Origin of the sequence: Vibrio sp. HI00D65 (genome assembly GCF_001635455.1) — a bacterium.
GTDB lineage: Bacteria > Pseudomonadota > Gammaproteobacteria > Enterobacterales > Vibrionaceae > Vibrio.
Genome location: NZ_LWEH01000025.1, coordinates 181,048 through 200,148 on the forward strand (window position 1 = coordinate 181,048; position 19,101 = coordinate 200,148).

General features: G+C 45.1%; 16 protein-coding genes and 4 tRNA genes. 2 read left to right on the top strand and 18 right to left on the bottom strand.

Annotation, left to right across the window (positions count from 1 at the left end; all coding sequences use genetic code 11):
• Positions 1-56: 56 nt before the first annotated feature.
• The 8 genes from A3712_RS06225 to leuS all read right to left on the bottom strand — a co-directional run bounded on the left by A3712_RS06225 (position 57) and on the right by leuS (position 9,207).
• A complete protein-coding gene (locus A3712_RS06225) occupies positions 57-896 on the bottom strand; it encodes a septal ring lytic transglycosylase RlpA family protein (RefSeq protein ID WP_063522734.1) in 840 nt (279 codons plus the stop codon).
• Positions 897-899: 3 nt separating this feature from the next.
• Positions 900-2,021, bottom strand: coding sequence for a rod shape-determining protein RodA (gene rodA / locus A3712_RS06230; RefSeq protein WP_063522735.1), 1,122 nt, complete (start codon positions 2,019-2,021; stop codon positions 900-902).
• Positions 2,021-3,913, bottom strand: coding sequence for a penicillin-binding protein 2 (mrdA, locus tag A3712_RS06235; RefSeq protein WP_063522736.1), 1,893 nt, complete (start codon positions 3,911-3,913; stop codon positions 2,021-2,023). The genes rodA and mrdA overlap by 1 nt, the downstream gene beginning before the upstream one ends.
• 6 nt (positions 3,914-3,919) lie before the next feature.
• The gene (gene rlmH, locus A3712_RS06240; protein WP_063522737.1) at positions 3,920-4,390 is read right to left on the bottom strand and encodes a 23S rRNA (pseudouridine(1915)-N(3))-methyltransferase RlmH; all 471 of its coding nucleotides are present in this window, start codon (positions 4,388-4,390) and stop codon (positions 3,920-3,922) included.
• Positions 4,391-4,393: 3 nt separating this feature from the next.
• Complete coding sequence (rsfS, locus tag A3712_RS06245) at positions 4,394-4,711, bottom strand: ribosome silencing factor (protein WP_063522738.1); 318 nt, start codon at positions 4,709-4,711, stop codon at positions 4,394-4,396.
• Positions 4,712-4,761: 50 nt separating this feature from the next.
• Positions 4,762-5,787: a DNA polymerase III subunit delta gene (gene holA, locus A3712_RS06250; protein WP_063522739.1), complete on the bottom strand. Its 1,026-nt coding sequence runs from the start codon at positions 5,785-5,787 to the stop codon at positions 4,762-4,764.
• A gap of 12 nt (positions 5,788-5,799) precedes the next feature.
• Positions 5,800-6,468 carry an LPS-assembly lipoprotein LptE gene (locus A3712_RS06255; protein ID WP_063522740.1) on the bottom strand — a complete coding sequence of 223 codons (669 nt, stop codon included), beginning with the start codon at positions 6,466-6,468 and terminating at the stop codon, positions 5,800-5,802.
• Between the two features lie 165 nt (positions 6,469-6,633).
• Positions 6,634-9,207, bottom strand: a complete 2,574-nt coding sequence (leuS, locus tag A3712_RS06260; protein ID WP_063522741.1) for a leucine--tRNA ligase — start codon at positions 9,205-9,207, stop codon at positions 6,634-6,636.
• 262 nt (positions 9,208-9,469) lie between these two features.
• On the opposite strand from leuS, the gene A3712_RS06265 reads away from it, so the two are divergent.
• A complete protein-coding gene (locus A3712_RS06265; protein WP_061033217.1) occupies positions 9,470-9,940 on the top strand; it encodes a zinc ribbon-containing protein in 471 nt (156 codons plus the stop codon).
• A gap of 79 nt (positions 9,941-10,019) precedes the next feature.
• Here A3712_RS06265 and lnt read toward each other — a convergent pair whose 3' ends face one another.
• The 5 genes from lnt to miaB all read right to left on the bottom strand — a co-directional run bounded on the left by lnt (position 10,020) and on the right by miaB (position 15,752).
• Positions 10,020-11,537 carry an apolipoprotein N-acyltransferase gene (gene lnt, locus A3712_RS06270; RefSeq protein ID WP_063522742.1) on the bottom strand — a complete coding sequence of 506 codons (1,518 nt, stop codon included), beginning with the start codon at positions 11,535-11,537 and terminating at the stop codon, positions 10,020-10,022.
• Positions 11,538-11,569: 32 nt separating this feature from the next.
• A complete protein-coding gene (gene corC / locus A3712_RS06275) occupies positions 11,570-12,460 on the bottom strand; it encodes a CNNM family magnesium/cobalt transport protein CorC (protein WP_063522743.1) in 891 nt (296 codons plus the stop codon).
• Between the two features lie 118 nt (positions 12,461-12,578).
• Complete coding sequence (gene ybeY / locus A3712_RS06280; protein ID WP_063522744.1) at positions 12,579-13,040, bottom strand: rRNA maturation RNase YbeY; 462 nt, start codon at positions 13,038-13,040, stop codon at positions 12,579-12,581.
• Positions 13,041-14,162: a PhoH family protein gene (locus A3712_RS06285; RefSeq protein ID WP_004737647.1), complete on the bottom strand. Its 1,122-nt coding sequence runs from the start codon at positions 14,160-14,162 to the stop codon at positions 13,041-13,043.
• Between the two features lie 165 nt (positions 14,163-14,327).
• Positions 14,328-15,752, bottom strand: a complete 1,425-nt coding sequence (gene miaB / locus A3712_RS06290) for a tRNA (N6-isopentenyl adenosine(37)-C2)-methylthiotransferase MiaB (RefSeq protein ID WP_004737649.1) — start codon at positions 15,750-15,752, stop codon at positions 14,328-14,330.
• A 307-nt stretch (positions 15,753-16,059) separates the two neighbouring features.
• Here miaB and A3712_RS06295 point away from each other — a divergent pair, with 307 nt between their 5' ends.
• Positions 16,060-17,235 carry a 2-octaprenyl-3-methyl-6-methoxy-1,4-benzoquinol hydroxylase gene (locus A3712_RS06295; RefSeq protein WP_063522745.1) on the top strand — a complete coding sequence of 392 codons (1,176 nt, stop codon included), beginning with the start codon at positions 16,060-16,062 and terminating at the stop codon, positions 17,233-17,235.
• Between the two features lie 68 nt (positions 17,236-17,303).
• On the opposite strand, the gene A3712_RS06300 is transcribed toward A3712_RS06295, so the two are convergent.
• The 5 genes from A3712_RS06300 to A3712_RS06320 form a co-directional block, all read right to left on the bottom strand.
• The gene (locus A3712_RS06300) at positions 17,304-18,350 is read right to left on the bottom strand and encodes a lactonase family protein (RefSeq protein WP_063522746.1); all 1,047 of its coding nucleotides are present in this window, start codon (positions 18,348-18,350) and stop codon (positions 17,304-17,306) included.
• 156 nt (positions 18,351-18,506) lie between these two features.
• Positions 18,507-18,591: transfer RNA gene (locus A3712_RS06305), tRNA-Leu, on the bottom strand.
• A gap of 55 nt (positions 18,592-18,646) precedes the next feature.
• Positions 18,647-18,723: transfer RNA gene (locus A3712_RS06310), tRNA-Met, on the bottom strand.
• 51 nt (positions 18,724-18,774) lie between these two features.
• Positions 18,775-18,859: transfer RNA gene (locus tag A3712_RS06315), tRNA-Leu, on the bottom strand.
• An 82-nt stretch (positions 18,860-18,941) separates the two neighbouring features.
• Positions 18,942-19,016, bottom strand: a tRNA-Gln gene (locus A3712_RS06320).
• Positions 19,017-19,101: the final 85 nt, after the last annotated feature.

Here is a 19,101-nt window from a genome sequence, read left to right on the forward strand (position 1 = left end):
CCAGAATCACTCTGTCACACCAGAGCGCTGATTACCAGAGGTTACTGTCAGATTAATTAGCGAGTTAGCGTGTGCTTCTTGATATAAGCAGAAGGGTAACCCATCAGCTTAACCTGTTCTAATTTCTCTTGAGTCAGAGCATAGTCATGAAATGGCCCAAGCATCAGTCGGTATTGGTCATCATTTGGCTGCAAGAAGCTTGCTACTGCTAGCTTTTCGCTGAGATCTTTGGCTAACTTCTCCGTTCTGTCTTCATGTGACGATGTCGCGACTTGAATAATAAATTGTGGCAAAGCAGCCTTCTTTTTAGCGCCAGTTGGCATTGGAACTTTGATCACTTCAATCTCAACATTTGCAGTGCCAGTCCTTAAGACATCGAGCTTGTAAGCTGCCGCATAACTGAGGTCAATGATTCGACCTTCATGGAATGGACCGCGATCATTAATACGCACAATCGTTGTTTTGTTGTTGTCTGTATTAGTGACTTTTACATAGCTTGGAATAGGCAATGTTTTGTGTGCCGCCGACATCGAATACATGTCGTAAATCTCGCCGTTAGACGTCAAATGACCATGAAATTTTTTGCCGTACCAAGACGCTTTACCTTTCTCGGTGAAGCCTTCTGTTTCCTTTACGATTTTGTAGTCTTCACCACGTAAGGTGTAGTCACTGTTACCACCTAGGCTGTAGGGTTCGTATTGAGGATGTGCATCCTCTAAATGCTCGACCGAAATAGGGGTATCTGGCGCGATATCTGAATCTATATCGTAGCGGCCACTTGGCTTCTGCGAGGAACAGGCATTGATTAAAATTGCTAAGCCCAGAATTGAGACTATTTTTTTTATTGGCAGCTCACAAACCAAAGATGCTTTTTTTGAAAACGTTGTAATAGACATCGATTAGGTCGCCTTTGAGAATGCTTTTCTGTGTGTGTGGATCGACATTAAAATACCAAAACCAGCCATTAGGGTAACCATAGAGGTACCGCCATAGCTGACCAAAGGAAGAGGTACACCTACAACCGGTAGAATGCCACTTACCATGCCAATATTTACAAAAATATAAACGAAGAAGCTCAGTACAATACTACCGCCCATCATTCGACCAAAGGCCGTTTGCGCTTGGCTTGCTAGGTACAAACCACGTCCAATAATGAATAGGTAGATAGCTAGTAAGAACAAGATACCTATCATGCCCCATTCTTCAGCGATAACCGCGAAGATGAAGTCAGTATGGCGCTCAGGAATGAACTCTAGTTGAGACTGAGTCCCTTGTAGCCAGCCTTTTCCGGATATACCACCTGAACCTATCGCAATCTTACTTTGAATGATGTGGTAACCCGCACCTAATGGATCCGATTCAGGATCAAAAAGGGTTCTTACACGCACCTTTTGGTATTCACGCATTAAGAAGAACCACAGTATTGGGATAAATGCGCCCAAGGCAACAGCTGCACTGGCAATGATCTTCCAGCTAATACCTGCTAGGAATATCACGAAGATACCCGATGCCGCGATAAGGATAGAGGTGCCTAAATCGGGCTGTTTAGCGATCAGAATGGTCGGTACAAACACCATAACCAGCGAGATTGCCAAGGTTTGGAATGTCGGTGGTAGTGAACGCTTACCAATAAATCTCGCCAGCATTAAAGGCACGGCGAGCTTTAGGAGCTCTGAGGGCTGGAATCGAATAAAGCCGAAATTTAGCCAGCGCTGTGCACCTTTAGAGGCTTCGCCAAAGAAGAGTACTCCTAATAGCAGAATAACGCCGCCAGCGAATAGTACAGGGGCTAAAGTCTCGTAGGTACGTGGTGATATCTGAGCTAAGAGGATCATTATGCCCAAAGACAGTGCCATACGCATCGCCTGGCGATCCATCATCGCTAGGCTCTGTCCACTCGCGCTGTACATGATTAATAAGGCAAAGCCCATTAAAACTAGAATGCCGAGTAATAGTGGCAGATCGATATGTAGCCTTTCAAATAAGGCTCTGTTTCGTCCTGTTGAAGGATCAAGTTTCATTATTTTATTGGCTCGCTTTGATAATCTTCTGCAAGGATAATGTGGTCTAGAATTCGTCTTACTACTGGAGCACCATTAGAAGAACCACCACCGGCATTTTCTAGAACAATGGTAACAACGGCCTCTGGAGATTCGATAGGTGCGTAGCCTGTAAACAATGCGTGGTCACGTAGGTGCTCAGCGATTTCATCGGCGTTGTACTCTTCATCTTCTTTCAGGCCAAAGACTTGTGCTGTACCTGACTTACCTGCGGTAACGTAAGACATATTTTGGAATGAGCGTCTTGCTGTCCCTTTTTTACCGTGGTTAGCCAGCTTCATACCTTCTTGAGCGATATCCCAGTACTTCTTCTTAACGCCTGTGAGTGGCGGGTAAGTTTCGATGTCCGACATAACTTGCTCGTCGAATGGGTGACCGTTTTCAATGGTGGCACGTAATAGGTGAGGTGCTGTTACATCGCCCTTATTGACCATCACAGAGGTCGCTTTTGCAATCTGCATCGGTGTAGCAGTCCAGTAGCCTTGACCGATACCAACAGGGATTGTGTCACCTTGGTACCATGGCACACGGTGTCTGGCCATTTTCCAGTCTCGGGTTGGCATGTTGGCTTTGCTTTCTTCGTAAATATCGATGCCCGTGTAATCGCCAAATCCAAACATCATCATCCATTTGGATATGCGGTCTATACCTAGGTCATAAGCGATCTGGTAGAAGAAAGTGTCCACCGATTCTTCAATCGCTTTGACGATGTCGACTTTACCATGGCCCCAACGTAACCAATCTCGAAATGGTCGAGTTTTAGAGTTCGGGATCTTCCAATAGCCAGGGTCGTTACGCGTGGTATTTGGAGTAATGACACCTTCTTGTAAAGCTGCAACGGCCATAAAAGGTTTGATCGTTGATGCTGGTGGATAGATGCCAAGTGTGGTTCGGTTTACCAGAGGGCGGTTCTTATCCTGAAGTAGTGCGTTATAACCTTTAGAGGAAATGCCATGTACGAACGCATTAGGGTCATAGCTCGGGCTTGAAACCATCGCCAATACGCCGTTATCTTTTGGATCCAATACAACTGCTGAGCCACGGCGTCCATCGAGTAGCTTATGAACGTAAAGCTGAAGGTTGATATCCAGGTTCAGTACAATATCTTTACCTGGAACAGAAGGGACAAATTTTAGTGTGCGAATCACTCGCCCGCGGCTGTTTACTTCAACTTCTTGATAGCCTGCTATGCCGTGTAGCAAATCTTCGTAATAGCGCTCGATACCGAGCTTACCAATATCACGAGTCGCCTGATAATTGGCGTCTTTTTCTTCGCGCACCAAGCGCTGCATATCACGGTCGTTGATTCGAGAGACATAGCCTATAACGTGGGTAAGCACATCACCGTACGGGTAGAAGCGCTTTAAAGTACCTGTAACTTCAACACCTGGGAATTTGTGTTGATTCACCGAGAAGATAGCCACTTGCTCTTCTGTCAGCTGGTTAAGAATGGGTACTGATTTAAAGCGTCGTAAATTACGGCGCTCACGGTTAAATCGATCAATACGCTCAGGTGGGATCTCAATTAACTCTTGTAGACGGACAAGCGTGTCGTCCATATCTTTAATTTTTTCTGGTGTGATCTCTAGGTTGAAAACCGGACGGTTCTCGGCAAGAAGTACACCGTTTCGATCGTAAATCAAACCGCGGTTTGGCGCGATTGGCACTACCTTAATGCGGTTGTCGTTAGAACGAGTTTTATAGTCTTGATATTGGTTGACCTGAATGTTGTACAGGTTAATAACCAACAAGGACATCATGACTATGATGCCTGCAAACGCAACAAAAGCACGGCTAGTAAATAGTCGTGCTTCTGCTTTGTAATCACGGATTTGGCTACGTTTACGTAACATTAACGCTTATTCTCGATGATAAGGGTGGTTAGCAGTGATGCTCCAAGCTCGATACAAGCTTTCAGCCATGATAACGCGTACTAATGGGTGAGGGAGAGTAAGCGCAGACAGAGACCAACTTTGGTCCGCGGCCGCTTTACATGCAGGTGCTAATCCTTCAGGCCCGCCAATCAGGATAGAAACATCACGTCCATCCAGCTTCCAGCTTTCCAATTGCTCAGCAAGTTGTGGTGTGTCCCACTTTCTTCCTGGTATATCTAGAGTGACAATTCGGTTGCCTTTTGGCACTGCTGCCAACATGGCTTCGCCTTCTTTTTGAAGAATACGAGCGATATCAGCGTTTTTACCACGCTTACCTGCCGTGATTTCAACGAGCTCTAACGGCATGTCATGAGGGAAGCGGCGTTTATATTCGTTAAACCCTTCTTCAACCCACTTCGGCATTTTCGAGCCAATCGCGATTAACTGGATCTTCAAGTTTTAGCCCCAAAGTTTTTCTAGTTGGTACAGTTCACGGTGGTCTTCTTGCATAACGTGCAACATGCTTGTGCCCATATCTAATACAACCCATTCGCCTTCTTGCTGGCCGTCCATACCAAGTGGTTCAAGACCGGCTTTCTTTACTTCGTCAGCAACATGCTGAGCAATTGAAGCTACGTGGCGCTTAGATGTACCAGTACAAACGATCATGTAATCCGTCACACTTGATTTGCCTTCTACATCGATGGTCACAATAGATTCTGCTTTCATGTCGTCAGCTTTGTCTGCAAGAAAGTCTTTTAGTTCTTCACGTAACACTGGGTGTTCCTTAAATCTGAATTTGGTTCTACTAAGATCATAACACGCTTTTATGCGTGAGATGGTATTGAAGCTGAAGGGATACAAAACTCAACGCTCAACTGATGGATTAGTGGCCAAGGCGACTGCTCATACTGAGTTTTTGTTATCAATTCTGCTTGGGTCAGCAACGCAAACAATGAGTGTAATTGAGAAATTGAAACTCTTGTTAGCGCGGCGTTATAAAGCGGCTTTTTCGATTGCCAGATACGATGTTTTTCGAAAACCTGACCGATCGGCATGAGTTTCATTTGTTGCTGCATTTGCAGTAGCAACGCAAGCTCTCTTTGCACGCTTCGCAGCAGAATTACCGGTTCGACACCTTCGGCTTCGAGTTGTCTTAGAATCCTTTGTGCTCGATTCCCTTTCCCTGCTAGTAGGGCGTCACTCCAGTGGAATGGCGTAAAGTGGTTGTGGCGGCTCAGAGACTCTTCTAAGCGTACTAAGGTTAGTTTTCCATCTGGATACTGAAGTGCCAGTTTTTCGAGGCTTTGTGTAAGTGCAAATAGGTTGCCTTCATGCCACTGCGCCAGCATCTGAATAGCTTCAGGGTCTGGCGATAATCCGACTTGACGACAGCGTGCTTGAACAAACTGAGGTAGCCTGCTGACATCTGGCGTCAGGCAGCTTACCCAATGTCCTTTATTAGAGAGTGCTTTAAACCACTTAGCGTTCTCTTGAGCTTTTGTCAGTTTGGTGCCAACAAGAATTAGCAAGATATCGCTGTGGATATGCTCAGAGATAGTCAACAGTTCTTTGGCTATTGCGGCATTCACGCCTGACTCTGGCAGCTCAAGCTCAATGATTTGACGGCTAGAAAATAGGCTTAGCGCTTGAGTACAGTCATAGACTTGGTTCCAGTCCATACTGTTATCAATCGCAAAGCGGTGACGCTCTTCGAAACCTTGTTGTCTAGCCGTTTTTTGAATCGCTTCTCGGCTTTCTTGCAAGAGCAGTGGTTCGTTACCAAAAATCAGGTAAACGTTACTCAGCTGTTTAGCAAGTTGTTCTGGTAAGCGGTCAGCAAAAATACGCATCAAATAAACCTATTATTGAGCAGATTCGCTGTACTCTGGCTGTTCTTCTGTACTTGGAGCAATTTCAACGTCGTCAATCTCAATATTCTTGATGTTGTATTGTTTTTCTAGCTCTTTAACTTGCACTGTTTCTAACGACTCTAGATTCATGCTACCTGCGGCAATATTAGCTTTTAGTCGAGCCATCTGACGAAGGATTTGGCTAGTTGCTAGCTTTCGCATTTCATCTTCGATCATGTCGCGTTCAACCGATTTTGCGAGGGCGGTTAGTGGGTTATCTAGGTAGCTGCGAGTCACACTGGTTGAGAAGGTTTTTGAACCGAGATCTGGAATCGTTACACGGTATGAAGCGCGGAACGTAAGTTCTTTCTCTGCGGCTCGAGGCCCTGTTTGTTGCGAGCCTTGGTATAGGGATAAAGTACGCTCACTAACACCCTCACTAATGATGTGCAGGTTAGGGGTATTTTCAGCAGGGGGGACAATCTCTACATCATTAATACGCAGTTGGCCTTTCATCATACGTGTAAACGTACTGTATTGGTCGTAACTGGTTACCGAAATCTTGTTGAGTTCTTCTGGTACTGAGTAGTCACCGCGCAGGTGAAAACCACAGGCGCTGAGTAGGCTAACGGTTAGAACAACAATAGTAACTTTCAATGAAGATAGTGAAATCAGGCGCATTATTTGATGACTCTCATGAAGGTAGAATACTTATTTAAAGGCTTTAGCTTGTTGATGTGATGTTAGTCACTGAAAGTAAAGCGTTTAAATAAGTAGACAGGGTAATGTCATTACCCTGTCTAAAGACTGCAGAAAACTAATTAAGTTCGTTTTAGTCTATAAAGATTAGTTAGCAACGATGTTTAGAAGTTTACCAGGTACGAAGATAACTTTACGAATTGTTAAGCCATCTAAGAACTTCTTAGCGTTTTCATCGTTTAGACCGAGTTCACGAACTTGTTCTTCTGTTGCATCAGCTGCAACGGTCAGTTTCGCACGTAACTTACCGTTGATCATAACAACGATGGTCTTCTCGTCTTCAACTAGTGCTTTCTCGTCAAATGTTGGCCATGTTGCTGAGTCAACATCTGATTCACCAAGAGCAATCCACATTTCGTAAGAGATGTGAGGAGTCATTGGGTAAAGCATGCGAACTACTGCTTTCAGGGCCTCGTCAAGGATTGCACGATCTTGTGCTGATTCTTGAGATGCTTTCGCCAGTTTGTTCATCAGTTCCATGATCGCAGCGATCGCAGTGTTGAACGTTTGGCGACGACCGATATCGTCCGTTACTTTCGCGATAGTCTTGTGAACATCACGACGAAGTGCTTTTTGGTCACCAGAAAGCGCTGCAACGTCAACAGATTCAGCAGCCCCCTTGGATGAATGAGCGTGAACCAGTTTCCATACACGCTTAAGGAAACGGTTTGCACCTTCAACACCAGATTCTTGCCACTCAAGTGTCATGTCTGCAGGTGATGCAAACATCATGAATAGACGTACTGTGTCAGCACCGTACTTGTCTACCATCTCTTGTGGGTCGATACCGTTGTTTTTCGACTTAGACATCTTGATCATGCCTGAGTGTTCAACGTCACGGCCAGTGTTGTCTTTCGCCGAAGTGATGCGGCCTTTAGCGTCACGTTCAACAGCAACATCAGTAGGTGCAACCCACTCAGTACCGCCTTTCTCGTTCTCATAAGAGAATGCATCAGCCAATACCATACCCTGACATAATAGGCGCTTGAACGGCTCGTCAGACGTTACGTAACCTGCATCACGTAGCAGTTTGTGGAAGAAACGAGAGTACAATAGGTGCATACAAGCATGCTCGATACCACCGATGTACTGGTCTACTGGTAGCCAGTAGTTTGCTTTATCTGGATCTAGGATATCGTCAGCTTGCGGTGAACAGTAGCGTGCGTAGTACCAAGAAGATTCCATGAACGTGTCGAACGTATCTGTCTCACGTAGAGCGGGTTCACCGTTGAAAGTAGTCTTCGCCCATTCTTTGTCTGCTTTGATTGGGCTAGTTACGCCGTCCATTACTACGTCTTCTGGAAGAATAACAGGTAGCTGGTCTGCTGGTACCGGGTGAACTTCACCGTCTTCAGTCGTTACCATAGGGATTGGCGCACCCCAGTAACGTTGACGAGATACACCCCAGTCACGGAGACGGAAGTTAACTGTCTTAGTACCTTTTCCTTCTGCTTCAAGTTTTGCTGCGATTGCATCGAACGCTGCTTGGAATTCTAGACCATCGAACTCGCCAGAGTCGAACAGTACACCTTTCTCTGTGTATGCCGCTTCAGAGATGTCTAGTTCGCTGTCGTCAACAGGCTTGATAACCGGCACGATGTCTAGACTGTATTTAGTCGCGAATTCGAAGTCACGTTGATCGTGTGCAGGTACTGCCATCACAGCGCCTGTACCGTAATCCATTAATACAAAGTTAGCAACGTACACTGGAACTTCACGACCATTCAATGGATGAATAGCAGTAAGGCCAGTAGCCATACCTTTCTTCTCCATTGTCGCCATTTCTGCTTCTGCTACTTTGTTGTTCTTACACTCTTCCACGAAGGCTGCTAGATCAGGGTTTGTCTTAGCTGCTTCTGCTGCCAGAGGGTGACCTGCAGCGATACCGACGTACGTCACACCCATAAGGGTGTCTGGGCGAGTTGTGTAAACTTCTAGGTCTTGTTGACCTTTCACTTCAAATTTGAGCTCAACACCTTCGGAGCGGCCGATCCAGTTGCGCTGCATGGTTTTAACCATTTCAGGCCAACCTTCAAGCTTGTCTAGGTCATCGATTAGCTCTTGAGCGTATTCAGTTATCTTGATGAACCACTGTGGGATCTCTTTTTGCTCGACGATTGCACCTGAACGCCAGCCGCGGCCGTCAACAACCTGTTCGTTGGCAAGAACTGTTTGGTCAACTGGATCCCAGTTAACAGTAGACATCTTCTTGTAAACGAGGCCTTTTTCATAAAGCTTTGTGAAGAACTCTTGTTCCCAACGGTAATACTCAGGGGTACATGTTGCGAATTCGCGCTCCCAGTCGTAGCCTAAACCAAGCATTTTAAGTTGGTTCTTCATGTACTCGATGTTTTCGTAAGTCCAAGGTGCAGGCGCGGTGTTGTTTTTAACCGCTGCGTTTTCTGCAGGTAGACCAAACGCATCCCAACCGATTGGTTGCATTACGTTTTTGCCTTGTAGGCGTTGGAAACGAGATACCACATCACCGATGGTGTAGTTACGCACGTGACCCATGTGCAGTCGGCCACTTGGGTACGGGAACATAGAAAGACAGTAGAATTTTTCTTTGTTTGGGTCTTCACTTACAACGAAAGTTTCGCTGTTATCCCAGTGTTTTTGAACTTTTTGTTCAATCTCTTGCGGGTTATATTGTTCTTGCATCGATGGTGTCCGGTTATCTTGGAATTTGTGAGTTCGGTTAGAACAGAATCTTACAGATCGTCATAGAATACCTAAAGGAGCTGAGTACAACAATAGTTATACCCTTCATACTTGCAGTTGCAGACTTTTAGATGGCGTAATTTTCACTGAATTTCGCAGGGCAACTATACTCAAGAGTATGAATTGTATTTGTTTGTGAGCGAAGGAGCTTTGTAGCACTTCGTTCACTTACTACAACGTTGGTTATCTTAAGGAGGTTGTTATGCCGAAGAAAAAAGCACTCTATGAAGAGGTGGTTGAAGAAGTTATCGAAACGCTGAAGCATAGTCCTGAAGAGCTCAACAATAAAATCGAAACATCAGGCAAATATGCGAAGGCCGCCAATGACATGACTAAAGATGAGCTATCGCTGATCTCAGCCTACGTGAAGTCAGACTTGAAAGAGTTTTCTGAGAGCTACGAAGAGAGCAAAAGCGGTCCATTTTATCTGATGATTGCAGACTCTATTTGGCAGGGGCTTTTAGATATTACCGATCGCACTAAAGTAGAGTGGGTAGAACTGTTCCAAGATTTAGAACACCAAGGCTTGTATCAAGCTGGTGAAGTTATTGGCTTGGGGACGCTTGTTTGTGATGAGTGTGGCCATCAAACTGAATATAACCATCCAACGACTATCATCCCGTGCATTAAGTGCGGCTCGAAAGGATTTAGTCGCAAAGCACTGAAACCATAAACCTCCCCGAATACGACATAAATAAAAAGGGTTGACCAAACGGCCAACCCTGCAAGTTACTTTATATCGAATCTTGAACTTAGCTATTTGGTTTTCTCATAACCCAGCCAATTACCAAGCTCAGTAGTACCCAAATATACAATGGCCAAGTGCCGACCACGCGATAAGGAGTTTGGCCATCTGTTGAAACAAGTTCAGCTTTTAGTACTGCCGTTTCAAACTGTGGTATTTGCTTGATGATGTTGCCTTTGTAGTCCGTCACCGCTGTCACACCGTTGTTGGTCGAGCGAATAAGCGGCTTACCAAGCTCTAGGGCACGCATTTGCGCGATTTCCATATGTTGTAGTGGGCCAATTGAATGGCCAAACCAAGCATCATTTGAGAGCGTTAGAATAAAGTCTGTTTCGTCCGTTACATTCTGCCTTACTTGATCATTAAAGATGATTTCATAACATAGAGCCGGCGCTAGATGACGACCGTTAGCAACAATGTTTGGTTGGATGAAGTCGCCACGACTGAACGATGACATTGGCAAGTTAAAGAACGGTGCTAACGGACGTAATATGTCTTCAAACGGCACAAACTCACCAAATGGTAATAGGTGATGTTTATGATAGCGTTCATCTGTGTCGTAGCTGTATTCACCGTATGGGTTAACACCAAGAGAGAGAATACTGTTGTAGTATTTCTTATCTTCAGACTGGTTCAGTACACCTGTGATGATGGAACTGTTGTTCATTTTAGCTGCGCTGTCTAAGTTACGCAGAAAAGAGGGTATCTCGACTTCAAAAGCAGGGATCGCGGCTTCTGGCCAGATGATGATATCGGCATCCCAGTTTTCTCTACTGAGGTCGGTGTATTTCATCATGGTTGGCCAGCGGTGACTTGGTAGCCATTTGCTGTCCTGATCGACATTACCTTGAATCAACACCACTGAGGTGGTTTTTTCAGGATTCGGCGTTACCCAATCGATATTTCGAATACCAAAGCCAGTGCTAAACACGACTGCGGGAATAACAGCAATACTCCAGGCTCTATTAATTACCGTATAAGAAAACGCTGATGCTGAAACGATGATGGCAAGAGTTACTAACTCTACACCACCAATTGGTGCGAAAGAGCCCAATGGAGAGTCGATTTGGCTGTAGCCCAACCATAGCCATGGGAAGCCTGTCATTACCCACCCGCGTAGCCAATCACTGATCAACCATAGTGCCGGAGCGGCTAGGAAGAATCGGCTTAAATTATTAGCGGGGAAGAATTTGTTTAAGCTCCAAGTAAATAGCCCTGAGTACACGGCTAAGTAGCCAACTAGGAGTGCCATCAAAAATAGGTTGGCTGCTAATGGCATACCGCCAAAGCCGTCAATACTGACGTATACCCAGCTGATACCTGTGGTGAACTGACCTAGGCCCCATGCATAACCAATCCGAAGCGCACTCTTAGGGGAGCGGTTGTGGATCAGTAGCAGTAGTAAAGCTGGGCTGAGAATGGCAAGAGGCCAAATTGAGTATGGAGTGAATGAGAGGGTGGTTATAGCGCCAACAAAAACGGCCGCAAGCGGCCGTAATAGGCGATGAATAAAAGTCTTAGTCATCTAATTTCTGTCATCTCTTTAGAGAGAAGTGGTTATTCTTCGATAGTCGGAAGAGGCTGCTCGTCAGGAATGGTTACCTGTAGCTGAATCACGCGACGATTATCTGCAGAGGTTATTTTGAAATGGTAGTTGTCGATTTCTACAATTTCGCCACGAACTGGCAGATGACCTAGTGCTGTCATAACCATGCCGCCTACTGTATCCACTTCATCATCACTGAAAGCAGTATCAAACGTGTTGTTGAACTCTTCAATGGTGGTTAACGCTTTAACAGAGAAGGTATGCTTACTCAGCTTGCGGATATCCAACTCTTCTTCATCGTCGAACTCGTCTTCAATTTCACCAACGATTTCTTCGAGGATATCTTCAATGGTTACTAGGCCAGATACACCGCCAAACTCATCAACAACGATAGACATGTGGTAACGCTCTTCACGGAACTCCTTGAGTAGGCGATCAACACGCTTACTTTCAGGAACAACAACCGCAGGGCGAATCACTTGTTCGATATCAAATGGGGCACTGTCTGAACCCAGGTATTTAAGTAGGTCCTTCGCTAATAGAATGCCTTCAACATGGTCTTTATCTTCACTGATCACTGGGTAGCGAGAGTGTTGAGCATCAGTGATCAGCGCAATCAATGTATCTAAATCATCGGTGCGTTCTACTGTAACCATTTGAGAGCGAGGTAGCATGATATCGCGTACTCGCATCTCTGAAATTTCCATAACACCTTCGAGCATGTCGCGAGTGTCGTGGTCAATTAGGTCATTAATTTCTGAGTCGCGAATTACATCTACGAGCTCTTGGCGGTCTTTTACCTCGCCTTGAAATAGTTGGCCTAGGCGTTCAAAGAAGGACTTTCTACTCGGACCTTCAGATTTTTTATTTCCCTCAGAAGTGGGGGGGTTACCTTCGTTCATGATTTCTCAAAAAATAACGCTATCAGAAGTGTGATAGCACACATCACAACTCAGATTCCTGAAAAATACAGGTTCGATGAGTCATTGTTTCTCTGCAATCTACGTAACTAGAATCGATTTACTTTTCTAGAATATATGGGTCTTCAAACCCCATAGCTTGCATGATTTCTGTCTCGAGTGACTCCATCTCTTCAGCTTCATCATCTTCAATATGATCATAACCTAGCAGATGCAGACTGCCATGTACAACCATATGAGCCCAGTGTGCTAGCAGAGGCTTATTTTGCTCTTCTGCTTCTTTTTCGACAACTTGGCGACAGATAATTAGGTCACCTAGAAGATCTAACTCGATCCCAGGCGGAGCCTCGAATGGAAAAGAAAGAACGTTAGTTGGCTTGTCTTTACCACGATATTCATGATTTAGCTGGTGGCTTTCTTCTGTATCTACGATACGGATAGTAAGCTCAGCGCTCCTTTGAAACTGAGGTATAGTCTTGTCCAACCAAAGCTGAATGTCCTGCTCTGTTGGAAGCCCTTGCTCATTTTCGACCGCTAATTGTAGGTCTAGTTCAATAGACATCTATTTATCACCTTGTTCTGCAATCACAGAACTATTTTGTGTTGCTAATTGTGTCGTAACCGCTTGCTGAGTCTCAAGAAGTTTTGCTTCACGCTCTTCACGTTTACGTTTTTCAAACTCTTTACGCTCTTTCTGGTCTTTTGCTTCCCATTTCTCGTAAGCGTTAACAATACGAGCAACCACTGGGTGACGGACCACGTCTTCAGACATAAAGAAGTTAAAGCTGATGTCATCGACTTCACTTAGAACTTCGGTCGCATGACGCAAGCCAGATTTTGCCCCACGAGGTAAATCTATTTGAGTGATATCGCCTGTGATTACCGCACGAGAGTTGAAACCAATACGAGTTAGGAACATCTTCATCTGTTCAACAGTCGTGTTTTGGCTCTCATCAAGAATGATAAACGCGTCATTCAGTGTACGACCACGCATGTACGCAAGAGGTGCAACCTCAATAACGTTACGCTCAATCAGCTTCTCAACACGTTCAAAGCCCAGCATTTCAAAAAGTGCATCGTAAAGTGGACGCAAATATGGGTCTACTTTTTGGCTTAAATCACCAGGCAGGAAACCTAATTTCTCACCCGCTTCAACTGCAGGGCGCGTCAATAGAATACGACGGATCTCTTGGCGTTCTAATGCGTCGACGGCAGCAGCGACAGCTAAATATGTTTTACCCGTACCAGCAGGACCAATACCAAAGGTGATGTCATGAGTCACCATATTCATTAGGTATTGTGCTTGGTTTGGTGTGCGCGGCTTAATTACGCCTTTCTTGGTCTTAATGAACACTTCTTTGCCGTGTTCAATATCAGACTCTACATTCTGTTCTAAAACACCAGACTCTTTGATAGCCAAGTGAATTTGTTCTGGCTCGATGTCTGGAATCGTGCCTTTGACCGGAGCAGATTCAACATAAAGGCGCTTAACAATATCGAGTGCAGCAGCAGCCGTGTGAGGTTTGCCAACAATAGTGAAAAAGTTGCTGCGATAGTTAATCTCGACCCCTAAACGGCGCTCAAGGTGTTTGATGTTGTCATCGAATGGGCCACAAAGGCTTGCAAGGCGATGGTTATCTGCGGGTTCTAGATTGATTTCTAGGGTAACGATTTTATTGCTCAAATTAGCCTCTCATTTTGTGCCATCCACTCTTTTCAACAAACAAAGAGCATGAAGCCCGATTGGGACCGGGCTTCTAGTGGCGATTTCCCTTTTTCTAAGATGGTCACTTAGTTAGGTAATTTCAAGCTTTGTTGGTCAGCTTTTTTCTGAACCTAGATGTTTTGCTTATGGCGTAAATGTTGCCACACCCAGCTCATCTTCACGTTTTGTGTTAGCCATCATCTGCGTTGGAGAGATGATGCTTCGTAGGTCCATATCTTTCTCTGTACGAACCAACTCACCACGTAGAGAGTTTGCGAATACGTCAGTGATCTTCACATCGACAAATTGACCGATTAGATCCGCGTTACCTTCGAAGTTAACAACACGGTTGTTCTCTGTACGAGCACGAAGTTCCATTAGGTTCTTCTTCGACGGACCTTCAACCAGTACACGTTGCTCAGTACCAAGCATTAAGCGAGAGTAGCGCATGGCTTGTGAGTTTACGGTTTGTTGTAGTTCGTATAGGCGATCTTTCTTCTCTTGCTCTGGCACGTCACATGGGTAGTCTGCAGCAGGTGTACCTGGACGAGGAGAGAAGATAAAGCTGAAGCTCATATCGAAATCAACGTCTTTGATCAGTTTCATCGTGTCTTGGAAATCTTGGTTTGATTCACCAGGGAAACCAACGATAAAGTCAGAACTGATTTGAATGTCAGGACGCGCTTTACGAAGCTTACGAATAATCGACTTGTACTCGATAGCTGTGTGAGGGCGCTTCATCATCGTAAGGATACGGTCACTACCACTTTGTACTGGCAGGTGAAGGAAGCTCACAAGTTCAGGTGTATCTTCGTATACTGCGATGATGTCATCACCGAACTCAAGCGGGTGACTTGTGGTGAAACGAATACGGTCGATACCATCGATAGAAGCCACAAGACGAAGCAGCTCTGCGAATGTGCAGATATCACCTTCGTGAGTTGGACCACGGTATGCATTTACGTTTTGACCTAGCAGGTTAACTTCACGTACACCTTGCTCTGCAAGTTGAGCAACTTCGAACAGTACATCGTCCATTGGACGGCTAACTTCTTCACCACGAGTATAGGGCACCACGCAGTAAGTACAGTACTTAGAACAGCCTTCCATGATAGAAACGAATGCCGTTGCCCCTTCAGCACGAGGCTCAGGTAGGCTATCGAACTTTTCGATCTCAGGGAAAGAGATGTCCATCACTGGCGCTTCGTTGGATAGAGAAGATTTGATCATCTCAGGAAGACGGTGCAGTGTTTGAGGGCCAAAGATAACGTCTACGTATGGCGCACGTTGACGAATGTGGTCGCCTTCTTGAGTCGCTACACAGCCACCCACACCGATTACCACACCTTCTTTTTTATCTTTTAGCGTTTTCCAACGACCAAGCTGGTGGAATACTTTTTCTTGCGCTTTTTCACGGATAGAACAAGTATTTAGTAGTAGTACATCTGCTTCCTCAGGTACTTCAGTTAGCTCATAACCATTTGCGGCATTTAGCAGGTCAGCCATTTTTGATGAATCGTATTCGTTCATCTGGCAGCCCCAAGTTTTAATTAGCAGTTTCTTACTCATTTTTTGTTCGCTCGATCGTTAGTTTAATTTAAGGGAGCAAATCGCCCGGTATCTATCCGCGAGAGTCTATGGCCATAATTAGGTATTCATTTTATGGCTCACCCTAGCGGCAAGCGGCGTATTGTACTGGTTTCAAAACCGACTGACTAGTAGTCTGATAAAATCTCTTTGGAAGTGGTTTTTATTCTCGTTTACACTAGATTTAGCAAGGGGTAACCCATTTTTCAAATAAGGTTTTTGGTTACAAGTTCGTTGTGAAAACGTACAATCAAAAACAGTCAAAGAATCAAACTGATAAGTGCAAAATATGAACAGTTACGATATTGTGGTCGTCGGCGGCGGCATGGTTGGTGCGGCAACAGCGATCGGTTTTGCTAAGCAAGGAATGCAGGTTGCTGTGATCGAAGGTTTTGCGCCCCAAGCATTTGATGAGTCGCAAGCGATGGATATTCGAGTATCAGCGATTTCTCAAGCGTCAGTCGATTTACTTGACGATCTTGGTGCATGGCAGAGCATAGCAGCAATGCGAGTTTGCTCTTACAAGCGCCTAGAAACGTGGGAACACCCAGAATGTCGTACTCGATTTGATGCAGCGTCACTTGATTTGCCTCGTTTAGGCTACATTGTTGAAAACCGACTTATTCAATTGGGCTTATGGTCTCAGTTTGATGGTTATGACAACTTAGACCTTCTGTGTCCTGAAAAGTTGGATTCTATCGAATTTGGCGAAACTAGTATCGTTAAGCTTCAATCTGGTACCGAGTTGTCAGCGAAGTGGGTAGTTGGTGCCGATGGTGCTAATTCCGCGGTTAGACAGCAAGCGGGCATTGGCATCACTGCTTGGGACTACCGTCAGCACTGCATGCTGATCAATGTAGAAACCGAGCTCCCTCAGCAAGACATTACTTGGCAACAGTTTTTGCCGAGCGGCCCGCGTTCATTCCTTCCTTTGCGCTCTTTTAACTCAGGAGACCAGGAAGTTGGGCAGGGCTCCTTGGTTTGGTACGACTCGCCATCTCGCATTAAGCAACTGTCGGCAATGAGCCCAGACAAGCTTCGCAATGAAGTACTTGCTAACTTTCCTGCGGAGTTAGGGGACATCAAAGTACTTAACTCTGGTTCTTTCCCTCTTACTCGACGTCATGCGCAATCCTATTTTAAGAATAACTGCATTCTGGTTGGAGACTCGGCACACACGATCAACCCTTTAGCAGGGCAGGGCGTGAATTTAGGCTTCAAAGATGTTGCAGCGCTATTGGATGTAACTAAAGAAAAAGGCGAGCTGAATCATTCTGTAGCAAGACGCTACGAGGTGATGAGAAGAGGTGACAACCTAGTGATGCAAAGCGGCATGGATTTTTTCTATAAGACGTTCAGTAATGATATTGGCCCACTTAAGTTTGTGCGTAATGCTGCACTCAAGCTAGCAGAGAACTCAGGGCCAATTAAAGCCCAAGTACTTAAGTATGCCTTGGGCCTTTAATTGAGTGTTTCAGACTGTTTAAAAAGAGAAGGAGAGCGAATGCTCTCCTTTTTTGTATTCGATGAGCTCTATCGCTGCTGTGTCACACAAACAGGCGCATCTAGCTCTAATGAGTATCCTGTGTAAACCAGAGAGCCGTCTTCAGTATTTCGTTTGAATGACGTGATGTTATTCGAGTGCTGGTTTGCGGCGATAAGCCATTCACCGTCATGAGTAATATGAAAATCACGAGGGAAATTGCCTTCGGTATTATAGCTATCAATAAAAATAGGCATTTTCGTTGTTGGCTCGATTCTGAAGCAACTGATCATTGATTGATGTCGACAAGAGACATAGAGGAATTGCTCATCCGGCGATAGTTTTATTGCAGCGGTAGCCTCTCCTTTTTCCATATTTGGCAGCGCGTCGATCTCTTCGACAATACTCCAGTTCCCAAGAGTTTTCTCCATCATCAGTATCGTTTCAGAGAGCTCACAGATCACATAGGCCTTGTCTTCATCCTTATTGAAGGCGAGATGACGAGGTCCATTGCCTGCGGGGACTTTAATGGATTGCATCGGTTCGTCTAGAAACTCTTCCTGTTCCTCATCAAAGCAATAGAAGTTGATTCGATCAGCGCCAAGGTCGATAGTGACAAATTGTGGTGAGTTTTGTAAGAACAGGCATTGATGAGCATGTGGCGCTGTTTGGCGCTCTTTATTAGGCCCTGAACCCACCATAGTTATTGTTTTAAGTCGTTTATCGATATTGCCATTGATACTTAAACTAAAAATATCGAATGAACCTGATGAGTATTGAGAAGTAATAGCAAACTTTTGGCTAGGATCAATCGCGATGTGGCAAGGGTGATCGCCAGCGATTGTGTCGGAGTTCTTAACCGTCTTTGAGTTAGGGCTGGGTATATGAATCAGCTGCGGTTGTTTTGGCTGATCAACTTCAGACGCAGTATAGACCCCACGCTCTGTCGCTACGACAAAAGATGGGTTAGCACACTCTGAAACGAGCTCTAAAGGTAATAGTTTACCATTTTCCAAGTCTAACTGAGCCTGATACACGCCTCGACTTTTACTGGGAGTGTCTGTGTAGCAACCGATCGTTAAAGTGAGGTTTTTCATAAGACGTCATACTCAATTAGAAAGTGGAGCAGACATTGTCTTATAAAAAAGTCATGAAGTGATTAAATAGGGAGAAATACTTGGTGACGTGGTTATCAGATTTACATATTCCAGATAGAACAAAACCCAGCTAAAAAGCTGGGTTCTATTTAATTATGGTGCGGTCGGAGAGACTTGAACTCTCACACCTCTCGGCGCCAGAACCTAAATCTGGTGCGTCTACCAATTCCGCCACGACCGCAGCAAATCTTTATAGTCATATTAAACATTGGTGATTCAATAGGACGTTGTATAAGTGGTGGCTACTGCGGGATTTGAACCTGCGACCCCATCATTATGAGTGATGTGCTCTAACCAACTGAGCTAAGTAGCCAATAATGAATCTAATAGAATCACTATTTGTTCTCTAATGAAAGAGAAATAATGGTGCGGTCGGAGAGACTTGAACTCTCACACCTCTCGGCGCCAGAACCTAAATCTGGTGCGTCTACCAATTCCGCCACGACCGCAGCAAATCTTTATAGTTATACTGAGTATTGGTGACTCAATAAAACGTTGTGCTCATTGCTGTTAGCAAGGAGTTTTAAATAGTGGCTGGGCTACCTGGATTCGAACCAGGGAATGCCGGCATCAAAAGCCGGTGCCTTACCGCTTGGCGATAGCCCAACAATGACATCAATTAAGACATCTAAATAGTGGTGCGGTCGGAGAGACTTGAACTCTCACACCTCTCGGCGCCAGAACCTAAATC

Coding starts and splice junctions, on each gene's coding strand:
- A3712_RS06265 (WP_061033217.1), top strand. CDS start 9,470: ATGCCGAAGAAAAAAGCACTCTATGAAGAGGTGGTTGAAGAAGTTATC.
- mrdA (WP_063522736.1), bottom strand. CDS start 3,913: ATGTTACGTAAACGTAGCCAAATCCGTGATTACAAAGCAGAAGCACGA.
- leuS (WP_063522741.1), bottom strand. CDS start 9,207: ATGCAAGAACAATATAACCCGCAAGAGATTGAACAAAAAGTTCAAAAA.
- A3712_RS06255 (WP_063522740.1), bottom strand. CDS start 6,468: ATGCGCCTGATTTCACTATCTTCATTGAAAGTTACTATTGTTGTTCTA.
- rodA (WP_063522735.1), bottom strand. CDS start 2,021: ATGAAACTTGATCCTTCAACAGGACGAAACAGAGCCTTATTTGAAAGG.
- holA (WP_063522739.1), bottom strand. CDS start 5,787: ATGCGTATTTTTGCTGACCGCTTACCAGAACAACTTGCTAAACAGCTG.
- ybeY (WP_063522744.1), bottom strand. CDS start 13,040: ATGTCTATTGAACTAGACCTACAATTAGCGGTCGAAAATGAGCAAGGG.
- corC (WP_063522743.1), bottom strand. CDS start 12,460: ATGAACGAAGGTAACCCCCCCACTTCTGAGGGAAATAAAAAATCTGAA.
- lnt (WP_063522742.1), bottom strand. CDS start 11,537: ATGACTAAGACTTTTATTCATCGCCTATTACGGCCGCTTGCGGCCGTT.
- A3712_RS06225 (WP_063522734.1), bottom strand. CDS start 896: ATGTCTATTACAACGTTTTCAAAAAAAGCATCTTTGGTTTGTGAGCTG.
- A3712_RS06300 (WP_063522746.1), bottom strand. CDS start 18,350: ATGAAAAACCTCACTTTAACGATCGGTTGCTACACAGACACTCCCAGT.
- A3712_RS06295 (WP_063522745.1), top strand. CDS start 16,060: ATGAACAGTTACGATATTGTGGTCGTCGGCGGCGGCATGGTTGGTGCG.
- miaB (WP_004737649.1), bottom strand. CDS start 15,752: ATGAGTAAGAAACTGCTAATTAAAACTTGGGGCTGCCAGATGAACGAA.